Source organism: Chryseobacterium sp. Tr-659, from assembly GCF_011752975.1.
In the GTDB taxonomy this organism is placed as follows: Bacteria; Bacteroidota; Bacteroidia; order Flavobacteriales; family Weeksellaceae; genus Chryseobacterium.
This window is the reverse complement of record NZ_VWWP01000004.1, coordinates 1-15,716: the sequence shown is the minus strand read 5'-3', so window position 1 is coordinate 15,716 and position 15,716 is coordinate 1. Positions and strand designations below refer to the sequence as shown.

The following is a 15,716-nucleotide window of genomic DNA, read 5'->3' as shown; positions in this document are numbered from 1 at the left end:
TATTCAGATTAGATGGCTGCTTCTTTTTTGAAGTAAGCAACAAAATCTTCCAGTTTCATTGCTCCAAGATCTCCTTCACCACGTCTTCTTACAGAAATTGTGCCTTCTTTTTCTTCATTTTCCCCTACAACAAGCATGAATGGGATCTTCTTCAATTCAGCATCACGGATCTTCTTACCGGTTTTCTCGTTTCTGTCATCAATCTGACCGCTAATATCGTGATTTTCCAAAAATTGTGAAACATTTTTTGAATAATCTACATATTTTTCACTGATTGGGAGAATAATAAACTGATCCGGGCTTAGCCATAATGGGAAATCACCAGCAGTATTTTCTAATAGGATCGCAATAAAACGCTCCATTGAACCGAAAGGTGCTCTGTGGATCATTACCGGTCTGTGCTTTTCGTTATCACTTCCGATATAATGAAGGTCAAATCTTTCCGGTAAGTTATAATCTACCTGAATCGTTCCAAGCTGCCATTTTCTTCCTAATGCATCTTTCACCATGAAGTCAAGCTTAGGTCCGTAGAATGCAGCTTCTCCGTATTCTATTACCGTTTTTAATCCTTTTTTATTCGCTGCGTTGATAATTGCGTTTTCTGCTTTCTCCCAGTTTTCATCAGAACCGATATATTTCTCTCTGTTTTCAGGATCTCTTAAAGAAACCTGAGTTACAAAATCTTCGAATCCTAAAGACTTGAACACATAAAGTGTCAGGTCTATTACTTTTTCAAACTCCTCAGAAAGCTGATCCGGAGTACAGAATAGGTGAGCGTCATCCTGAGTAAACCCACGAACTCTTGTCAATCCGTGAAGTTCTCCACTTTGCTCATATCTGTATACTGTACCGAACTCTGCATATCTCTTAGGAAGATCTCTATAGCTCCATTGTGATGTTTTATAAATTTCACAGTGGTGAGGGCAGTTCATAGGCTTCAATAAGAACTCTTCTCCTTCATTCGGAGTTTTGATAGGCTGGAAGCTGTCTGCACCGTATTTATCCCAGTGTCCGGAAGTTACATATAATTCTTTTGCTCCAATGTGTGGAGACATTACGAATTCATAACCGCCTTTTTTCTGAGCATCAGAAAGGAAGTTTTCCAATTTTCTTCTTAAAGCGGTTCCTTTTGGTAACCAAAGCGGTAAACCTGCACCTACTTTTTCAGAGAATGCGAAAATTCCAAGTTCTTTACCTAATTTTCTGTGATCTCTTCTTTTTGCTTCTTCTAATCTTTCAAGATATTCAGTAAGATCTTTCTGTTTTGGGAAAGAGATACCATATACTCTTGTCAGCTGAGGGTTTTTCTCATTTCCTCTCCAGTAAGCTCCTGCAGCATTTAAAATTTTAACTGCTTTCACAATACCTGTATTAGGAATGTGCCCTCCACGGCATAAATCTGTGAAGTTATCATGAGTTACAAAAGTGATTTCTCCATCATTAAGATTAGAGATGAGTTCCACTTTGTATGGGTTGTCTGCATATGTTTTTAAAGCTTCATCTTTAGAAACCGGATATAGAGAGAAAGTAGAACCTTTCTTCGCATTTTCCAGAATCTTTTTTTCGATTTTTTCGAAATCTTTTTCAGATAAGCTTTCATCCCCGAAATCTACATCATAGTAGAATCCGCTTTCAATTGCCGGACCAATGGTCAACTTAGCATTCGGATAAAACTCAAGGATAGCCTGCGCCAAAAGGTGGGCAGAAGAGTGCCAGAAAGCCTTCTTTCCAAGATCATCATTCCAGGTCAAAAGCTGTACCGTAGAATCCGTGGTTATAGGTGTGGTCGTTTCTACTTGTTTGTCATTAACAATTGCGGAAATGGTATTTCTAGCCAATCCCTCGCTTATAGATTTTGCCACATCTAGGGGAGTAACTGCTCCCTCGAATTCTTTGACACTATTGTCTGGAAGTGTAATTTTTATCATTGTTTACTAAGAAATTTTAAGATGCAAAAATACGCATTTTTTAGATAATAAACTATATTAGCACCTATTTAGAATGATAATTAATATTAAATAACAGAAGATTTTTACTGTTTGAACTTTTATAGCTTATGCACTTAAAGATTTTCAGAGGAAAAAAGCCTGCTTTTTATGTCTGCAATCAAGCTTGTAAAGCCTGTTATTCTTAAAAATCTGTCGCGATCAAGATAAATAGTAATAGATATTTTAAATCTCATAAACTTAATTAAAATATGATATTACTATGATGAATAATGCTAATTTAAAGGATTCAAATTGAAGAAAAATATACAGTGATTATTCAAATAAGAATTGTATTATTATCTTCAGTAAATAATACACCCAATCAAAAATATAACTCCCAAAATTACAGATAATTATGAATATATTAAACATTGATCTGCATTGCGATTTACTCCACTATTTGCTAGGATCAAATTCAACTATTGATGATAAAGAGATAGGGTGCTCATTACCTTATTTAAAGGAAGGGAATGTTATGTTGCAGGTAATGGCGATTTATGCAGGAACGGGAACAGGTAGTACTGCAGAAGGGAAGAAACAAAGCCAATTATTTTCAGATCTTATAAAAAATGAAAATTTTTTCTTCTTTGATGGAGATGATTATAAAAATGAGGAAAATAAAAACAAGGTAGGAGTCATTGCTTCCATAGAGAACGGATCTGCCTTTTGTGATGAAACCGAAAGCCTGGATTCCGGATTTAAAAATCTGGAAACTATTATCGAAAATACTCAGAAAGTCTTTTATATCGGGCTTACCCATCATACAGAAAATCGTTTTGGAGGCGGAAACAATTCGGAAGCCGGCCTAAAAGATGATGGAAAAGTTTTGATCGATTATATTGCTGATAGAAAGATAGCAATTGATCTGGCCCACACAAGTGACCAGCTTGCCTATGATATTTTTAACTACATAGATCAGAGAAATTTTTCAATTCCTGTACTGGCAAGCCATTCAAATTACAGAACAGTCTGTAAAAACAAAAGAAATCTTCCTGATGAGCTGGCAAAAGAAGTGATCAACAGAAATGGATTGATAGGGTTGAATTTTATTAAAGATTATGTTGATTTTGAACATCCTGAAAGATTGTATGAACATATTCAATACGGGCTGGATCTTGGTGCAGAAGATAATATCGCTTATGGAGCCGATTACTTTTACTGGAAGGATCATCCGGATAAATCCCGTCATCCGTTTTTCTTCCCTGAACATTCTAACGCTTCAGTGTATCCCGCCATCAATGATGAGATTGAAAAAAGATTTTCAACAGAAATCGTGGAAAAAATCAGCCACAATAATGCTTTGAATTTTATAGAAAGGATTTATAAATAATACAATTTCTCTTGCAAATTGAGCCGTTTTTGAAGATGATTCCGTATTACAGCGAAATAAAAGCCTGCTGTATCTGCTCAATCTGTGAACGACAAAAAGATAAAAAAGCTGGCTGGAAAAATTACCTCCTGCTAGCTTTTTCTTTTATATTTTACTTTCTGCTTGATAATCTCAATTACATCCACATGCTGAACTTTAGATTTTATCCAGCCGTGGATATCAATATAAAATAAGGATCTTCTGTAATATTCATTCTTGGAAAATTCCTCCAGCTTTTTATCAAAAATTTCAAAAGCTTTTTGCCTTTGATCAGGAATCTGGTTATTCAGATTTTTAAAAAACTGAATGCTTTCAAAATGAAATTCCTCTGGCTTTTTCATCTTTTTTGCGAACTTTAAAGTAGAGGCAATAAATTCATCATAGTCTTCATCATTTCCGGATTCGTATTTCGCCATTAAGATCAATATTCTTGTATGGAACAGCAAATCTTCCTGAACATTCCCTTTAGATTCTATGACCCGCATTGAATATTCAATTGATTTTTTAAACATTTTACTGCCAAAAAACATAGCTGCCATTTTAAGATAAAGAATCATAAAATGGTGTTCATCAATCCTTTCTCGGAGTTTATCCATCTTTAACTCTATTTCAGGAATGAGTTTTGTCCCCGTGAAAAATTCACCTTTTACAAAGTGAATATTCATCAATGTATTATAATGGGTAAGGAAAATCAAAGATTGAAGGTTTTCATTCTGAGCAAAATTTTCGGCATTCACCATCTTATTGAAACTTTTAAAATGTTCCTCCAAAATATCTATATTTCCATAAAGAAAAAGAATTTTCAGCAGATAGGTATTTCCTTTGATATACCAAACCGGATGACTGTAGATCATCTCTGGTTTTTTATGAAAAAGATCTACCCACTGATAGGCATATTTCAAAGTATATTTATAATCCTGTAAAAGCTGGTTTTTCCAGACATGCGCTTTAAAATACCAGAGTTTTTCCGTGAAATTCAGTTTATCAAGTCTGATGTTTTTAATCTGTTCATTAAAAATACTTAAAACTTCTTCACGGCCGGTATCGTTTTTTACATAGCCGTGGGTAAGCATTTCGCTGTATAATTTCAACGAAAGGTTAGACAGCTTTGTAGTATAGCGGTTTTGTTTGCTTATTTCCTGTGATTGCCTGATCAGCTCTTCTGCACGTCCTTCAATACTTCGGGTAATAAATTGAGATTCAATTACTTTTTCAAGATCAATAATTTCAGAAGCAATACTTTTTTCATCAAGCTCCAATGCGGTCTGCTTGGTTTTGTCCAGTATCTTTAAAGCCTGTTTATAAAGCCCTTTTTGATATAAAATATTGGCAAAATCTAGCTGTTCCCGAAGCTGAATTCTATAATTCTGATGACTTGGGTTCATGCGGAGACTTACGAGAATTTGTTTATAAAGATGAGCCTTAAGGTTTGAAAGCTGCTGTTTTGTTGATATTTTCTTCTCAATAATTATGTTTTCATCATATTCTTTCATCTTATCCATTTCAGAAAACAGAAGTAAGAATTTTGCGTCTACGTTAATTCCGAGCCGGTTCACATACAACTTAAACTGTCGTTTTTCTGAGGTGGTCAATGACTTTACCAGTACAAACAAAAAATCTTTCTGCAATTCTGCCATTGTAAATTTTTGAAAATTAAATTATTGATTAATAAGTGATTATGTCTATTTTTTCAACAGTTGAATATTGTAATTTTCAGAAAAAATAAAACTGAAAAAATATAGCAAGCTGTAGTTTTGGATCAAAATTAAGTAAAAAACTTCATTTATGAATTCCGAAAAAATTGAAATTTTTGATACCACACTGAGAGATGGAGAACAGGTTCCGGGATGTAAACTGAATACGGAGCAAAAACTGATTATTGCAGAAAAGCTTGACGAGCTAGGGATTGATATCATAGAAGCAGGGTTTCCGATTTCCAGTCCGGGAGATTTTGAATCTGTTTCGGAAATTTCAAAACTGGTAAAAAATGCAAAAGTCTGCGGACTGACCAGAGCGAATAAAAAAGATATTGATACCGCTGCAGAAGCCCTGAAGTTTGCGAAAAGGCCAAGAATACATACAGGAATCGGAACTTCCGATTCTCATATCAGATATAAATTCAATTCAAACAGAGAAGATATCATTGAACGTGCTGCAGAAGCGGTAAGATATGCTAAAAGTTATGTGGAAGATGTGGAATTTTATGCTGAAGATGCCGGAAGAACAGATAATGCTTATCTGGCGCAGGTTTGTGAAGCTGTCATCAAAGCCGGAGCAACCGTATTGAATATCCCCGACACAACAGGATATTGTCTTCCGGAAGAATACGGCCAGAAAATTAAATACCTTAGAGAAAATGTAAAAGGTATTGAAAAAGCTGTGCTATCATGCCATTGTCATAATGATCTTGGACTGGCCACTGCCAATTCTATTGCAGGGGCTATTAACGGTGCCCGCCAGATCGAGTGTACCATCAACGGATTAGGTGAAAGAGCCGGAAACACGGCATTGGAAGAAGTGGTAATGATTCTTAGGCAGCATAAAGATTTGAATCTGTATACAGATGTGAATTCCAGAATGCTGAATGAAATGAGTACTATGGTTTCCGATCTTATGGGAATGTCTGTACAGCCTAATAAAGCGATTGTAGGAGCTAACGCTTTTGCCCACAGCTCCGGAATCCATCAGGATGGAGTGATCAAAAACAGAGAAACGTATGAAATCATTGATCCGGAAGAAGTGGGAGTGACCGCATCCTCCATTATTCTTACGGCAAGAAGCGGCCGCTCGGCACTGGCTTATCGTTTTAAGCATATAGGTTTTGATGTTACCAAGAATGAACTGGATTACTTGTATCAGGAGTTTTTGAAAGTTGCCGATATCAAGAAAGAAATATGCAATGATGATCTGAGCCTGATCATGGAATCTTTCAGCAGAAAAATAGGCTAGGTTTGAATACAATCAAGATAAAGTAAAAAATGAACAACAATAAAAAGACACTTTTTGATAAGGTATGGGATGCTCACGTGGTGGACACCGTTCCGGATGGGCCACAGGTCATTTACATTGATAAACATCTGATCCATGAGGTTACAAGTCCACAGGCTTTCGCAGAGCTGGAGTCCAGAAATCTTGAGATCTTCAGACCGGAACAGATTGTAGCAACAGCAGATCATAATGTACCCACATTGAATCAGGAGCAGCCGATCAGAGATGAACTTTCAAGAAATCAGGTTCAGCAGCTGACGGAAAACTGTCAGAAAAATAATATTGAACTTTTTGGATTAGGGCATCAATATCAGGGAATTGTGCATATCATTGCTCCGGAATTAGGAATTACCCAGCCGGGAATGAGCATTGTTTGCGGAGACAGTCATACTTCTACCCACGGAGCATTTGGAGCGATAGCATTCGGAATAGGAACAAGTCAGGTGGCTCAGGTATTTGCCAGCCAGTGTTTACTTCTTAATAAACCGAAATCAATGAGAATTACGGTGAACGGTAAGCTTAATGCAGACGTACAGCCTAAAGATGTTATTCTTTATATCATTTCAAAAATAGGAACAGACGGAGGAACAGGATATTTTTGTGAATATGCAGGTAATGTATTCGAAGAAATGTCTATGGAAGGAAGAATGACAGTCTGTAATATGAGTATTGAAATGGGAGCAAGAGGAGGAATGATTGCTCCGGATGAAATTACGTTCAACTATGTGAAAGGAAGAAAATTTGCTCCGAAAGGAGAGGAATGGAATGAAAAAGTAGCCTATTGGCAAACATTGAGAACCGATGAAGAGGCTGTTTTTGATAAAGAACTAAGTTTTGATGCATCAGAAATCCACCCGATGATTACTTACGGAACAAATCCCGGAATGGGAATTTCCATTCATGAAACAATTCCTGTTCCTCAAAACGAGTCTGAAGAGAAGGCTTTACAGTATATGGGGTTGGAAGCCGGACAGGCACTTTCCAATATCAAAATCAATTATGTATTCATAGGAAGCTGTACCAATGCAAGAATTGAAGATTTCCGTTCTGCTGCACAATATATTAAAGGAAAAAGCAAGTCAGAAGCAGTAAAAGCTTTGATTGTTCCGGGCTCTCAACAAGTTGTAAAACAGATTTATGAAGAAGGGTTGGATAAAATCTTCAATGATGCCGGATTTCAGATTCGTCAGCCGGGATGTTCGGCATGTCTGGCGATGAATGATGATAAGATCCCGGAAGGAGAATATTGTGTATCTACTTCGAACAGAAACTTTGAGGGAAGACAGGGACAAGGGGCAAGAACAATCCTTGCCAGTCCGCTTACTGCTGCAAAAGCTGCCATAGAAGGTAGAATATCGGCTTTTGAAAGCTTAAACTAAAAGGATCAAAATATATTTTAACCACAAAGGCACAAAAAATTATAACACTTAGGTAAGAAAAGTTATTATTTAATCATATAAAAGAGCGCTTAAGCTTTTCAAAAAATCTTTGATTTTGTTGTTACTTGAGTTTTTATATGTCCTTTTATACATTCTTAAATGAACTAAAGTGTAAAAAAGAAATTTTTGTGTTCAGAAGTTCAATAAACAAAGTACATGCAAAAATTAATTATAGTAAAATCCCGTGCAGTTCCATTGCCGGCAGAAAATATAGATACAGACCAGATTATTCCGGCAAGATTCCTGAAAAGTATTGACCGAAAAGGGTTTGGGGAGAATCTGTTCAGAGATTGGAGATTCAACATCCATACTGGAGAACCTAATCCTGATTTTGTTTTGAACAATCCGAAATTCGCTGGTGAAATTCTGGTGGCAGGAAATAACTTCGGATGCGGAAGTAGTCGTGAACATGCTGCCTGGGCATTAACAGATTACGGTTTTAAGGTTATTGTTTCCAGTTATTTCGCTGATATCTTTAAAGGAAATGCTTTAAACAACGGGCTTCTTCCAGTGAAGGTTTCAGAAGAATTTTTAAAAGAAATTTTAGAAGGAATCAAAGAAAACCCTGACAATGAAATCGCCATTGACGTAGAATTGCAGTCTATCAGCTTTAAAGATACAACAGAAACCTTTGAGCTTGATTCTTATAAAAAAATATGCTTATTAAACGGCTATGACGATATTGATTTTTTAATCAGCAAAAAAAAGGCGATTACAGAATTTGAACTAAAAACACAAAAAACAAATGAGCGACAATTATTTTAAAATCGCAGTTCTTCCGGGAGATGGGATAGGACCGGAAATTATTGGTGAAAGCATCAAGATATTGGATGTGATTGCTGAAGTCTTTCAATATAAGTTCCATTTTGAATATGGATTGATTGGAGCTGAAGCTATTTTTAAAACAGGAAATCCTTTACCTGAAGAGACTTTGAAAATATGTAAAGAATCTGATGCTGTTCTTTTTGGGGCCATTGGAGATCCGGCTTTTGATAATAATCCTGAAGCGAAGGTAAGACCGGAACAAGGGCTTTTAAAACTACGTAAGGAATTAGGTCTTTTTGCAAATATCCGTCCATTGAAAACATATGAATCTCTGATCGACAAAAGTCCGCTTAAAAGAGAAATTATTGAAGGAGCAGATATTCAGATCTTCAGAGAATTGGTAAGCGGGATTTATTTTGGTGAAAAATTTACCGATCCTGAAGGAGCTTATGCTTATGACGTGTGTAAGTATAGCAGAGAAGACATTATTCCTATTGCACATATGGCATTTCAGGAAGCTCAGAAAAGAAATAAAAAGCTTACACTCATTGATAAGGCGAACGTATTGGATACTTCCAGATTATGGAGAAAGATATGTCAGGAAATTGCCCCAGAATATCCTGAAGTACAGCTTGATTATATGTTTGTAGATAATGCAGCGATGCAGCTGATCCTTAATCCTAAACAATTTGATGTGATTTTAACGGAAAATATGTTTGGAGACATTATCTCTGATGAAGCAAGTGTGATCGGAGGTTCTATCGGATTGCTTCCGTCAGCTTCAGTAGGAGAGAATAATGCTTTGTTTGAGCCTATTCATGGATCTTATCCGCAAGCTAAAGGAAAGGGAATCGCAAACCCTGTCGCTTCAATTCTGAGTGTTGCGATGATGCTGGATCATCTGAATTTACAGGCCGCAGCCGGTAAACTGAGACAATCTGTTGAACATGCCATTGAAAATAAATATGTTACGGTAGATCTTAACAGCAAGCAGCATTATTTAACAAGTGAAGTGGGAAGCTTTATCGCAGATCACATCAGATACTCAGAGAAATCCTATTATAATTTTGAAAATGTAAGAATCGGAAAATCAACGATTGTATAAATAGGAATCAATGATTTCTATTGCTTAAAAAAACTTGCCTGATTTAAATCAAAGTTCGCTTAGATAGATAGTTAGAAGAAAGGTTCTGCCTCGTAATGTGGCAGGGCCTTTTATTTTTTATTGTGCTTTTGAAGCAAAAAATCAAAAAACCTTCGGATGATTTTCAAAGGTTTTTTTGTTTAAATAAGAATTGTGGTTTAAAAAATATCCTAAAATAAAATGAATGATGCCTAAAATCTGTTAATTGAAAGTATGATATTGACTGATGTTACGTGAAAATATTAGCTTTCCGCCAAAATAAAAACCATAAATATGAGAAGAATCTATCTCTGTGCATTTACGTTATGTACAGTCTTGGGTGCAAGTGCCCAGGAAGTGGTCTGGCAGAAAGATATCAAATCCTCTACCCAGGATTTTCTTTCACAGGTCACCACCACTATCGATCAGCAGTATCTTATCACCGGAAGCGCCATACAATCAAGAGGGAAACAGGAGGCTGGAACTAAACCAAACAACGGTTACGATTTCCATTTAGTTAAACTCAACCAGCAGGGAGACCAGGCCTGGGAAAAATATTTCTCAGGATCTAACCATGATTACCTGTCAGCCACCGTTACCACTCAGGATGGGGGCTTTCTACTAGCCGGAACCTCTTACTCAGGAAAAGGATTAGATAAAAAAGAAGAATCCAAAGGCGGTTCCGATATCTGGCTGATCAGAATCAATGAATTCGGCGATGAATTATGGCAGAAAACATTAGGCACCCCTTCCGATGAAGAAGCCAGAGCTGTTATCCAAACCACAGACTTAGGATTCTTTGCAGCCGGTAATGTACAAAACGCTTCAAAAGGCTATGGTTCCAAAGATGTCTGGATCACAAGACTCGACAAAAACGGAAAAGAGCTCTCTCAATTAATTTTAGGCGGAAAAGGGTTGGATGAAGTCGAAAAGATGATTCCTACAAAAGATGGCGGAGCTTTAGTGGGAGTTTATTCCAGAAGCTCTGAGGTGAAGGCGGGAAGCGGGGAGCAGGATGCTGGAAGCAGTGCAAAGCTTGTCTCTCATTCCAAAGTCAGCAGCAATTTCGGGGAAGGTGATTATTGGATCATCAAATTAGATAAAAATGGTAAAGTAGAATGGGAAAAGAACTTCGGAGGCAAAGGAGATGACCATCTAAGAACACTGGCATTAACTTCAACAGGTTACCTTGTTGGAGGAGAATCCAGATCCGAGAGATCCGGCAATAAAACAGTAGGCATTGAAGAAGGCACAGACCTTTGGCTGATTTCCTTAAACGAAAGAGGAGAAGAACAGTGGCAGAAATCCTACAACTTCAAAAACCGAGATGTCCTGATGGGAATGAATGTGATCAGCGGGGAGCTGGAAGATGGAAGCCGGAGGTCAAAAGGCATTCTGTTGGGAGGTTATACCCAGGCAGAAGGAAGAATAGAGAAAGATGATGAGACTTTCTGGATGCTGTATTTAGACCAAAACGGAAACGAACAATGGAGAAAACACATTGCCGGAGAATCCAGAAAAAAAGAAGAAAGACTTTCCGATTTAAAATTAAACCGTGATGGTTCCATCATTTTAGCAGGAACGAGTGCAGAAGAGTTAGGCAAAGAAAACTGGAAGATTGTAAAACTTGGAGATAAACAAGTAGATCAGCTAATTGAGAAGTATGATATTAAGATCTATCCGAACCCTGTATCCGATTATGCGTATGTAGAAATCGGCTTTGATTTCAAAGAGGCTGATATTCTGTTGTATGATATGAGTGGAAGACAGGTCCAGAACCTGAAAACAAAGAATAAGGTGACTAAGATCAATACCCAGTCGCTCATTCAGGGAGCTTATTTAATTACCATAAAAACTAATGATAACAAAACAGCGAATGCAAAGCTGATTAAGAAATAACATGATGAAAAAAATATTAACTCTACTAAGTATCGGCTTGCAAATTTTACTATTACACGCTCAAAATCAAGTAAGTTCAAAATCAATTATACAAAATGCAGTCAACAATACTGCAGTACAATCGCCAAATGCTGCTGCACTATTTCGATATTCAGAAACACCAGTGTCTTTATATACAGGTGTACCTAATATCAATATTCCAATTTTCACGATTAAAGAAGGAGATATAGAAGTCCCAATTTCGATTTCATATCATGCAGGAGGTATCAAAGTGACTGACGAAGCTTCATCTGTAGGTTTAGGCTGGAGTCTAAATGCAGGAGGAAGAGTTTCTCAAATAGTAGCAGGAAGCAATGACTTTAATTTATACGGATATTACAATATATTCCCTAGAAATGCTTCAGGGTATGTTGGATCAATACAGGGTTGTACTACTTTACCATGGAATAATAGTACGTCTGTTAGTTCTTATTATACAAATAATTTTTCCAATAGTAACTATTCTGAAAGTGGAACTTATTTATCAATGGATCTGCAACCAGATCTTTTCTTAATTAACCTACCTAATAAAACTCATAAGGCATATTTAGATATGCCAAAGACAACAAAAACTGATTATCCAAAATTTGCTATTGCTGAGCAGCCTAATATAGATTTTAAACTAATACCATCAGGTAATTTAAATTTTGTGCCCGATAGTTATGGCAATTATAATTTTAAAGTATCCGATGATAGGGGAATAGTATATTCTTTTGATGGAGCTAGTGAAATTAGCATTCCATTAACGGGAACATATGGAGCGGTAACTGGGGTTTCAAAATACTTAACAAAAATTGAAGATCCTGTCGGACGAAAAATTAAATTTTATTATAGTCCTGTTTTAAAGAGTAGTAGATTAGCAGGTTGCAGGAATACAAGAGTAGGGATTACTTTTCCACCTAATTTTCCTGGGACAATTGCAGATATAAAGGCTAACGGACTTACTCATTGTAGTACACAAGTAATAGATGAAAGTTTTATTGAAAAAATTGAATTTTCAAATGGGAAAATTGAATTTTTATGGATGGATAGGGATGATGTTAACAACTCTAAAAAGTTGTCAGCAATAAAAATTTACAATAATTACAAGTTGATCAAACAATATGATTTTAACTACGATTATTTTATTGCAACAGATAATCTTAATACAACTCAATTGGTTAATTGGTTAAACTCTAATCCCTTAGTCGCTTGGTCGGGTGCAACTAGTAAAATTTTCACTCACCGTTTAAAATTACTAAGTATGACTGAATCACTAACAAATGAAAAATATGTTTTTGATTACAACTCAACCCATAATTTACCAAATAAGCTAAGTTTTTCAAGTGATTTTTGGGGATATTACAATGGACAAAGCAATAGTGATACTTTTATTCCTGATCCAAGCAAATATCTAAAAGGTCAACAGATATTTAATTTAACTTCATTTAATAATGATGCAACGGGATATTGGTATAACGAAACATATGCACCACCAGGATCAGATTCATTTGATAGCAGTCAAGGATACTTTAATTTTTCTTCTAATGGCAAACATTATTTATCTGATAGGAGAGCTTCAACGGCGTCGTTGGCTGGAACATTAACGAGTATTTCATATCCGACTGGAGGCAAAACCGAATATGATTATGAGCCGAATACATTTTCAAATATTCCTTTACAATCGTTGTTAGATAATTCTCCAACAAGTATTCCGCGTGATTTTAGTTTTGGAGGAGGAATAAGAATAAAAAGCATCAAGTCAACAGAAAAAGCAGGAACAATACCTATACTGAAAAATTATAAATATGATGAAATCTCCGAAAATGGAACAAAAATTATATCAAATGGTATTCTTTCTGAGTTGCCAAGATTTTACGAAATAGAAAACAGATGCTACAAAAAGAGTGATTTTATAGTTGCTTCGATGGGACAGGTAGCAGATGCATCTACCCTATTTACATCTGAACCAAGCTGCAATACTTATCATCAGATGTTTAAACTATCAGTATATGAAGGAGCGCCTTCCCAAGGTACTTCTACACTTCCTCAAGGAAATCATGTAGGTTATAGTAAAGTTGTAGAAGTAACTATTGGGAAGGGCAAAACTGAAACTTATTTTACTAATAGCTATAATATGACTTGTTTGAATATGAAAGGCAGGGGAGCTTATGTATCTATTGGTAATGGAGATATCATAAAACAGCTTTATTACAGTGATAATAATCAATTAATAAAAGAGTCACTTTATAATTATAAGTTTAATTATCCTGATAATCAAAATACTTATTTTATTTCAGGGGCAATTTTAGAACCAGTAACATCCTTTATTGCAAGACCTTTAATTTCAATGTCTGGAAACACCGTATCATATGGTGGTGATGCTCGTATTGAGGAACCAATACCTGGACTGATACACAATTATAGTATTAATCTTTACAAATCCCTATTAGAGTCAATATCTACAAAAGAGTATTTTCCAGCGGGATCAAGTAGTTTCATAGAAACTAAAACATTAACAACATACAATAATAAATATTTACCATATATTCAAAAAACTACATATCCTGATTTATCTGTTAATGAAACAACTTATAATTATGCACAGGAAAAAGGGAATCAGTTATTGATTAGTAAAAATATGGTAGGCATTCCTTTAGAAACTATTGTGAAACAAACGAATAATAGTATTTCTAAATTAATATCAAAAACAGAAACGGTTTATCCGACTTCCCTACCTGATGCCCAGATTGGTAATTTTGTACTTCCAAAGTCTACAACTTCCTATGATTTATCCAACAATACTTCTCCAACGGAGATAACCCTCGACAAGTATGATACAAAAGGAAACCTTATTCAATATACTACTAAAGAAGGAGTTCCGGTATCTGTTATTTGGGGGTATAACTTTAGCTTGCCAATAGCAAAAATAGAAGGGGTGCAGTATGATAATATTGCAATGTATATTAATGATATTATTTCTACTTCTAATTATGATGCACAAAATCCATCTAATGAGCAAGCTTTATTGAATGCAGAAGATAATCTTAGAAAAAATGTGAATTTAGCTAATTACCAAATTACGACCTATACACATGATCCTTTAATTGGAGTAACAAGTATAACACCGCCATCAGGAGTTAGAGAATACTATAAATATGATGTAACTAATAGATTAGAAAAAATTATTGATATCAATAATAAAATATTAAAAGAATTTAGATACAGATACGCAACGAATACTGCTGTAATATATTCTAATGCTAAAGTAAGTCAGGTATTCACAAAAAATAACTGTACAGGAAATGCGGTTGGAAGCACTTATACTTATACAGTACCTGCTGGAACTTATACCTCTGACGTAAGTCAATTAGCTGCAGATATGAAAGCCAGTGATGATATTAGTGCAAATGGGCAAAATATGGCAAATCAAAATGGGACTTGTACTTCTGCGATATCTTGTAGTTTTACATTCTCATCTACCATTGGTACTCCTCAGTACAGTTATAATTCTACGTCTACAATTAATAACAATGTTAATTTTAATCTTTCCTTTTCAGGTTATGGCATTTGGCAAAGCTGGAGTAATGGTATAAATATAGGAAAAGTAGGAACTTCATGTGTACCTTCTGCAAATCGTCAAATTACTTTTACAGAAACCGGCTCAAATCGTCAATGGAAAATATTTATTGACACAGAAGGGAACTGTACGGCAACATTGTTGTCAGGAACTGTTGATCCGTCTTCTTCTAATCCTTTGAATTTAGTATTCCAATATCAAAAAAACTAACAACTGATGAAAAAAATATTAATTCCGGTGGGAGTATTGCTTCTGTCCAATGTGGTTGGTGCCCAGACGCTGACTTCTACCGAAAACTATGTCTATTCCAAAACTTATCTGGATTATAACGGAACTGCCGCTACAAAATCCTCAGAAACCGTTCAGTATTTCGATGGTTTGGGAAGGCCTAAGCAGGTTGTTAATGTAAAAGCATCCCCCTTGCAAAAAGATGTGGTAACCCATATCGAATACGATCAATTTGGAAGACAGGCAAAAGATTACCTTCCCGTACCACAATCTTCCACAGGAGGCGGAGCCTATTATTCCGGTCCGTTGGGCGTTTACC

Annotated in this window: 10 protein-coding genes; 8 read left to right on the top strand and 2 right to left on the bottom strand. The window is 35.8% G+C overall.

The features are described 5' to 3' along the window. Positions 1-8 precede the first annotated feature (8 nt). Positions 9-1,928 (bottom strand): threonine--tRNA ligase, encoded by a 1,920-nt coding sequence (thrS, locus tag F3J23_RS10675; RefSeq protein ID WP_167028225.1) that lies wholly within the window; start codon positions 1,926-1,928, stop codon positions 9-11. Positions 1,929-2,343: 415 nt separating this feature from the next. On the opposite strand from thrS, the gene F3J23_RS10670 reads away from it, so the two are divergent. Further along, complete coding sequence (locus tag F3J23_RS10670; RefSeq protein WP_167028222.1) at positions 2,344-3,318, top strand: dipeptidase; 975 nt, start codon at positions 2,344-2,346, stop codon at positions 3,316-3,318. Between the two features lie 131 nt (positions 3,319-3,449). Here F3J23_RS10670 and F3J23_RS10665 read toward each other — a convergent pair whose 3' ends face one another. Then, positions 3,450-4,994, bottom strand: a complete 1,545-nt coding sequence (locus F3J23_RS10665; protein WP_167028219.1) for a hypothetical protein — start codon at positions 4,992-4,994, stop codon at positions 3,450-3,452. A 148-nt stretch (positions 4,995-5,142) separates the two neighbouring features. Between F3J23_RS10665 and F3J23_RS10660 the strand changes: the two genes are divergently transcribed. The 7 genes from F3J23_RS10660 to F3J23_RS10630 form a co-directional block, all read left to right on the top strand. Continuing rightward, positions 5,143-6,306: a 2-isopropylmalate synthase gene (locus tag F3J23_RS10660; protein WP_167028216.1), complete on the top strand. Its 1,164-nt coding sequence runs from the start codon at positions 5,143-5,145 to the stop codon at positions 6,304-6,306. 29 nt (positions 6,307-6,335) lie between these two features. Beyond that, positions 6,336-7,724: a 3-isopropylmalate dehydratase large subunit gene (gene leuC, locus F3J23_RS10655; protein WP_167028213.1), complete on the top strand. Its 1,389-nt coding sequence runs from the start codon at positions 6,336-6,338 to the stop codon at positions 7,722-7,724. 216 nt (positions 7,725-7,940) lie between these two features. Next, entirely contained in the window at positions 7,941-8,549 is a 609-nt protein-coding gene (leuD, locus tag F3J23_RS10650; protein ID WP_167028210.1) for a 3-isopropylmalate dehydratase small subunit, read from the top strand. Then, positions 8,530-9,654, top strand: a complete 1,125-nt coding sequence (gene leuB, locus F3J23_RS10645) for a 3-isopropylmalate dehydrogenase (protein ID WP_167028207.1) — start codon at positions 8,530-8,532, stop codon at positions 9,652-9,654. Before leuD ends, leuB begins: the two co-directional genes overlap by 20 nt. Before the next feature lie 312 nt (positions 9,655-9,966). Continuing rightward, on the top strand, positions 9,967-11,571 hold the full coding sequence (locus F3J23_RS10640; RefSeq protein ID WP_167028204.1) for a T9SS type A sorting domain-containing protein: 1,605 nt from the start codon (positions 9,967-9,969) through the stop codon (positions 11,569-11,571). Between the two features lie 4 nt (positions 11,572-11,575). Next, complete coding sequence (locus tag F3J23_RS10635; RefSeq protein ID WP_167028201.1) at positions 11,576-15,379, top strand: DUF5977 domain-containing protein; 3,804 nt, start codon at positions 11,576-11,578, stop codon at positions 15,377-15,379. Between the two features lie 6 nt (positions 15,380-15,385). Next, positions 15,386-15,716: DUF6443 domain-containing protein (locus tag F3J23_RS10630; RefSeq protein WP_167028198.1), on the top strand; the 331-nt coding region annotated here is incomplete at its 3' end.

What these genes read in the sequence shown, in the direction of transcription:
- thrS (WP_167028225.1), bottom strand. Translation starts at nt 1,928, where the DNA reads ATGATAAAAATTACACTTCCAGACAATAGTGTCAAAGAATTCGAGGGA.
- F3J23_RS10670 (WP_167028222.1), top strand. Translation starts at nt 2,344, where the DNA reads ATGAATATATTAAACATTGATCTGCATTGCGATTTACTCCACTATTTG.
- F3J23_RS10665 (WP_167028219.1), bottom strand. Translation starts at nt 4,994, where the DNA reads ATGGCAGAATTGCAGAAAGATTTTTTGTTTGTACTGGTAAAGTCATTG.
- F3J23_RS10660 (WP_167028216.1), top strand. Translation starts at nt 5,143, where the DNA reads ATGAATTCCGAAAAAATTGAAATTTTTGATACCACACTGAGAGATGGA.
- leuC (WP_167028213.1), top strand. Translation starts at nt 6,336, where the DNA reads ATGAACAACAATAAAAAGACACTTTTTGATAAGGTATGGGATGCTCAC.
- leuD (WP_167028210.1), top strand. Translation starts at nt 7,941, where the DNA reads ATGCAAAAATTAATTATAGTAAAATCCCGTGCAGTTCCATTGCCGGCA.
- leuB (WP_167028207.1), top strand. Translation starts at nt 8,530, where the DNA reads ATGAGCGACAATTATTTTAAAATCGCAGTTCTTCCGGGAGATGGGATA.
- F3J23_RS10640 (WP_167028204.1), top strand. Translation starts at nt 9,967, where the DNA reads ATGAGAAGAATCTATCTCTGTGCATTTACGTTATGTACAGTCTTGGGT.
- F3J23_RS10635 (WP_167028201.1), top strand. Translation starts at nt 11,576, where the DNA reads ATGAAAAAAATATTAACTCTACTAAGTATCGGCTTGCAAATTTTACTA.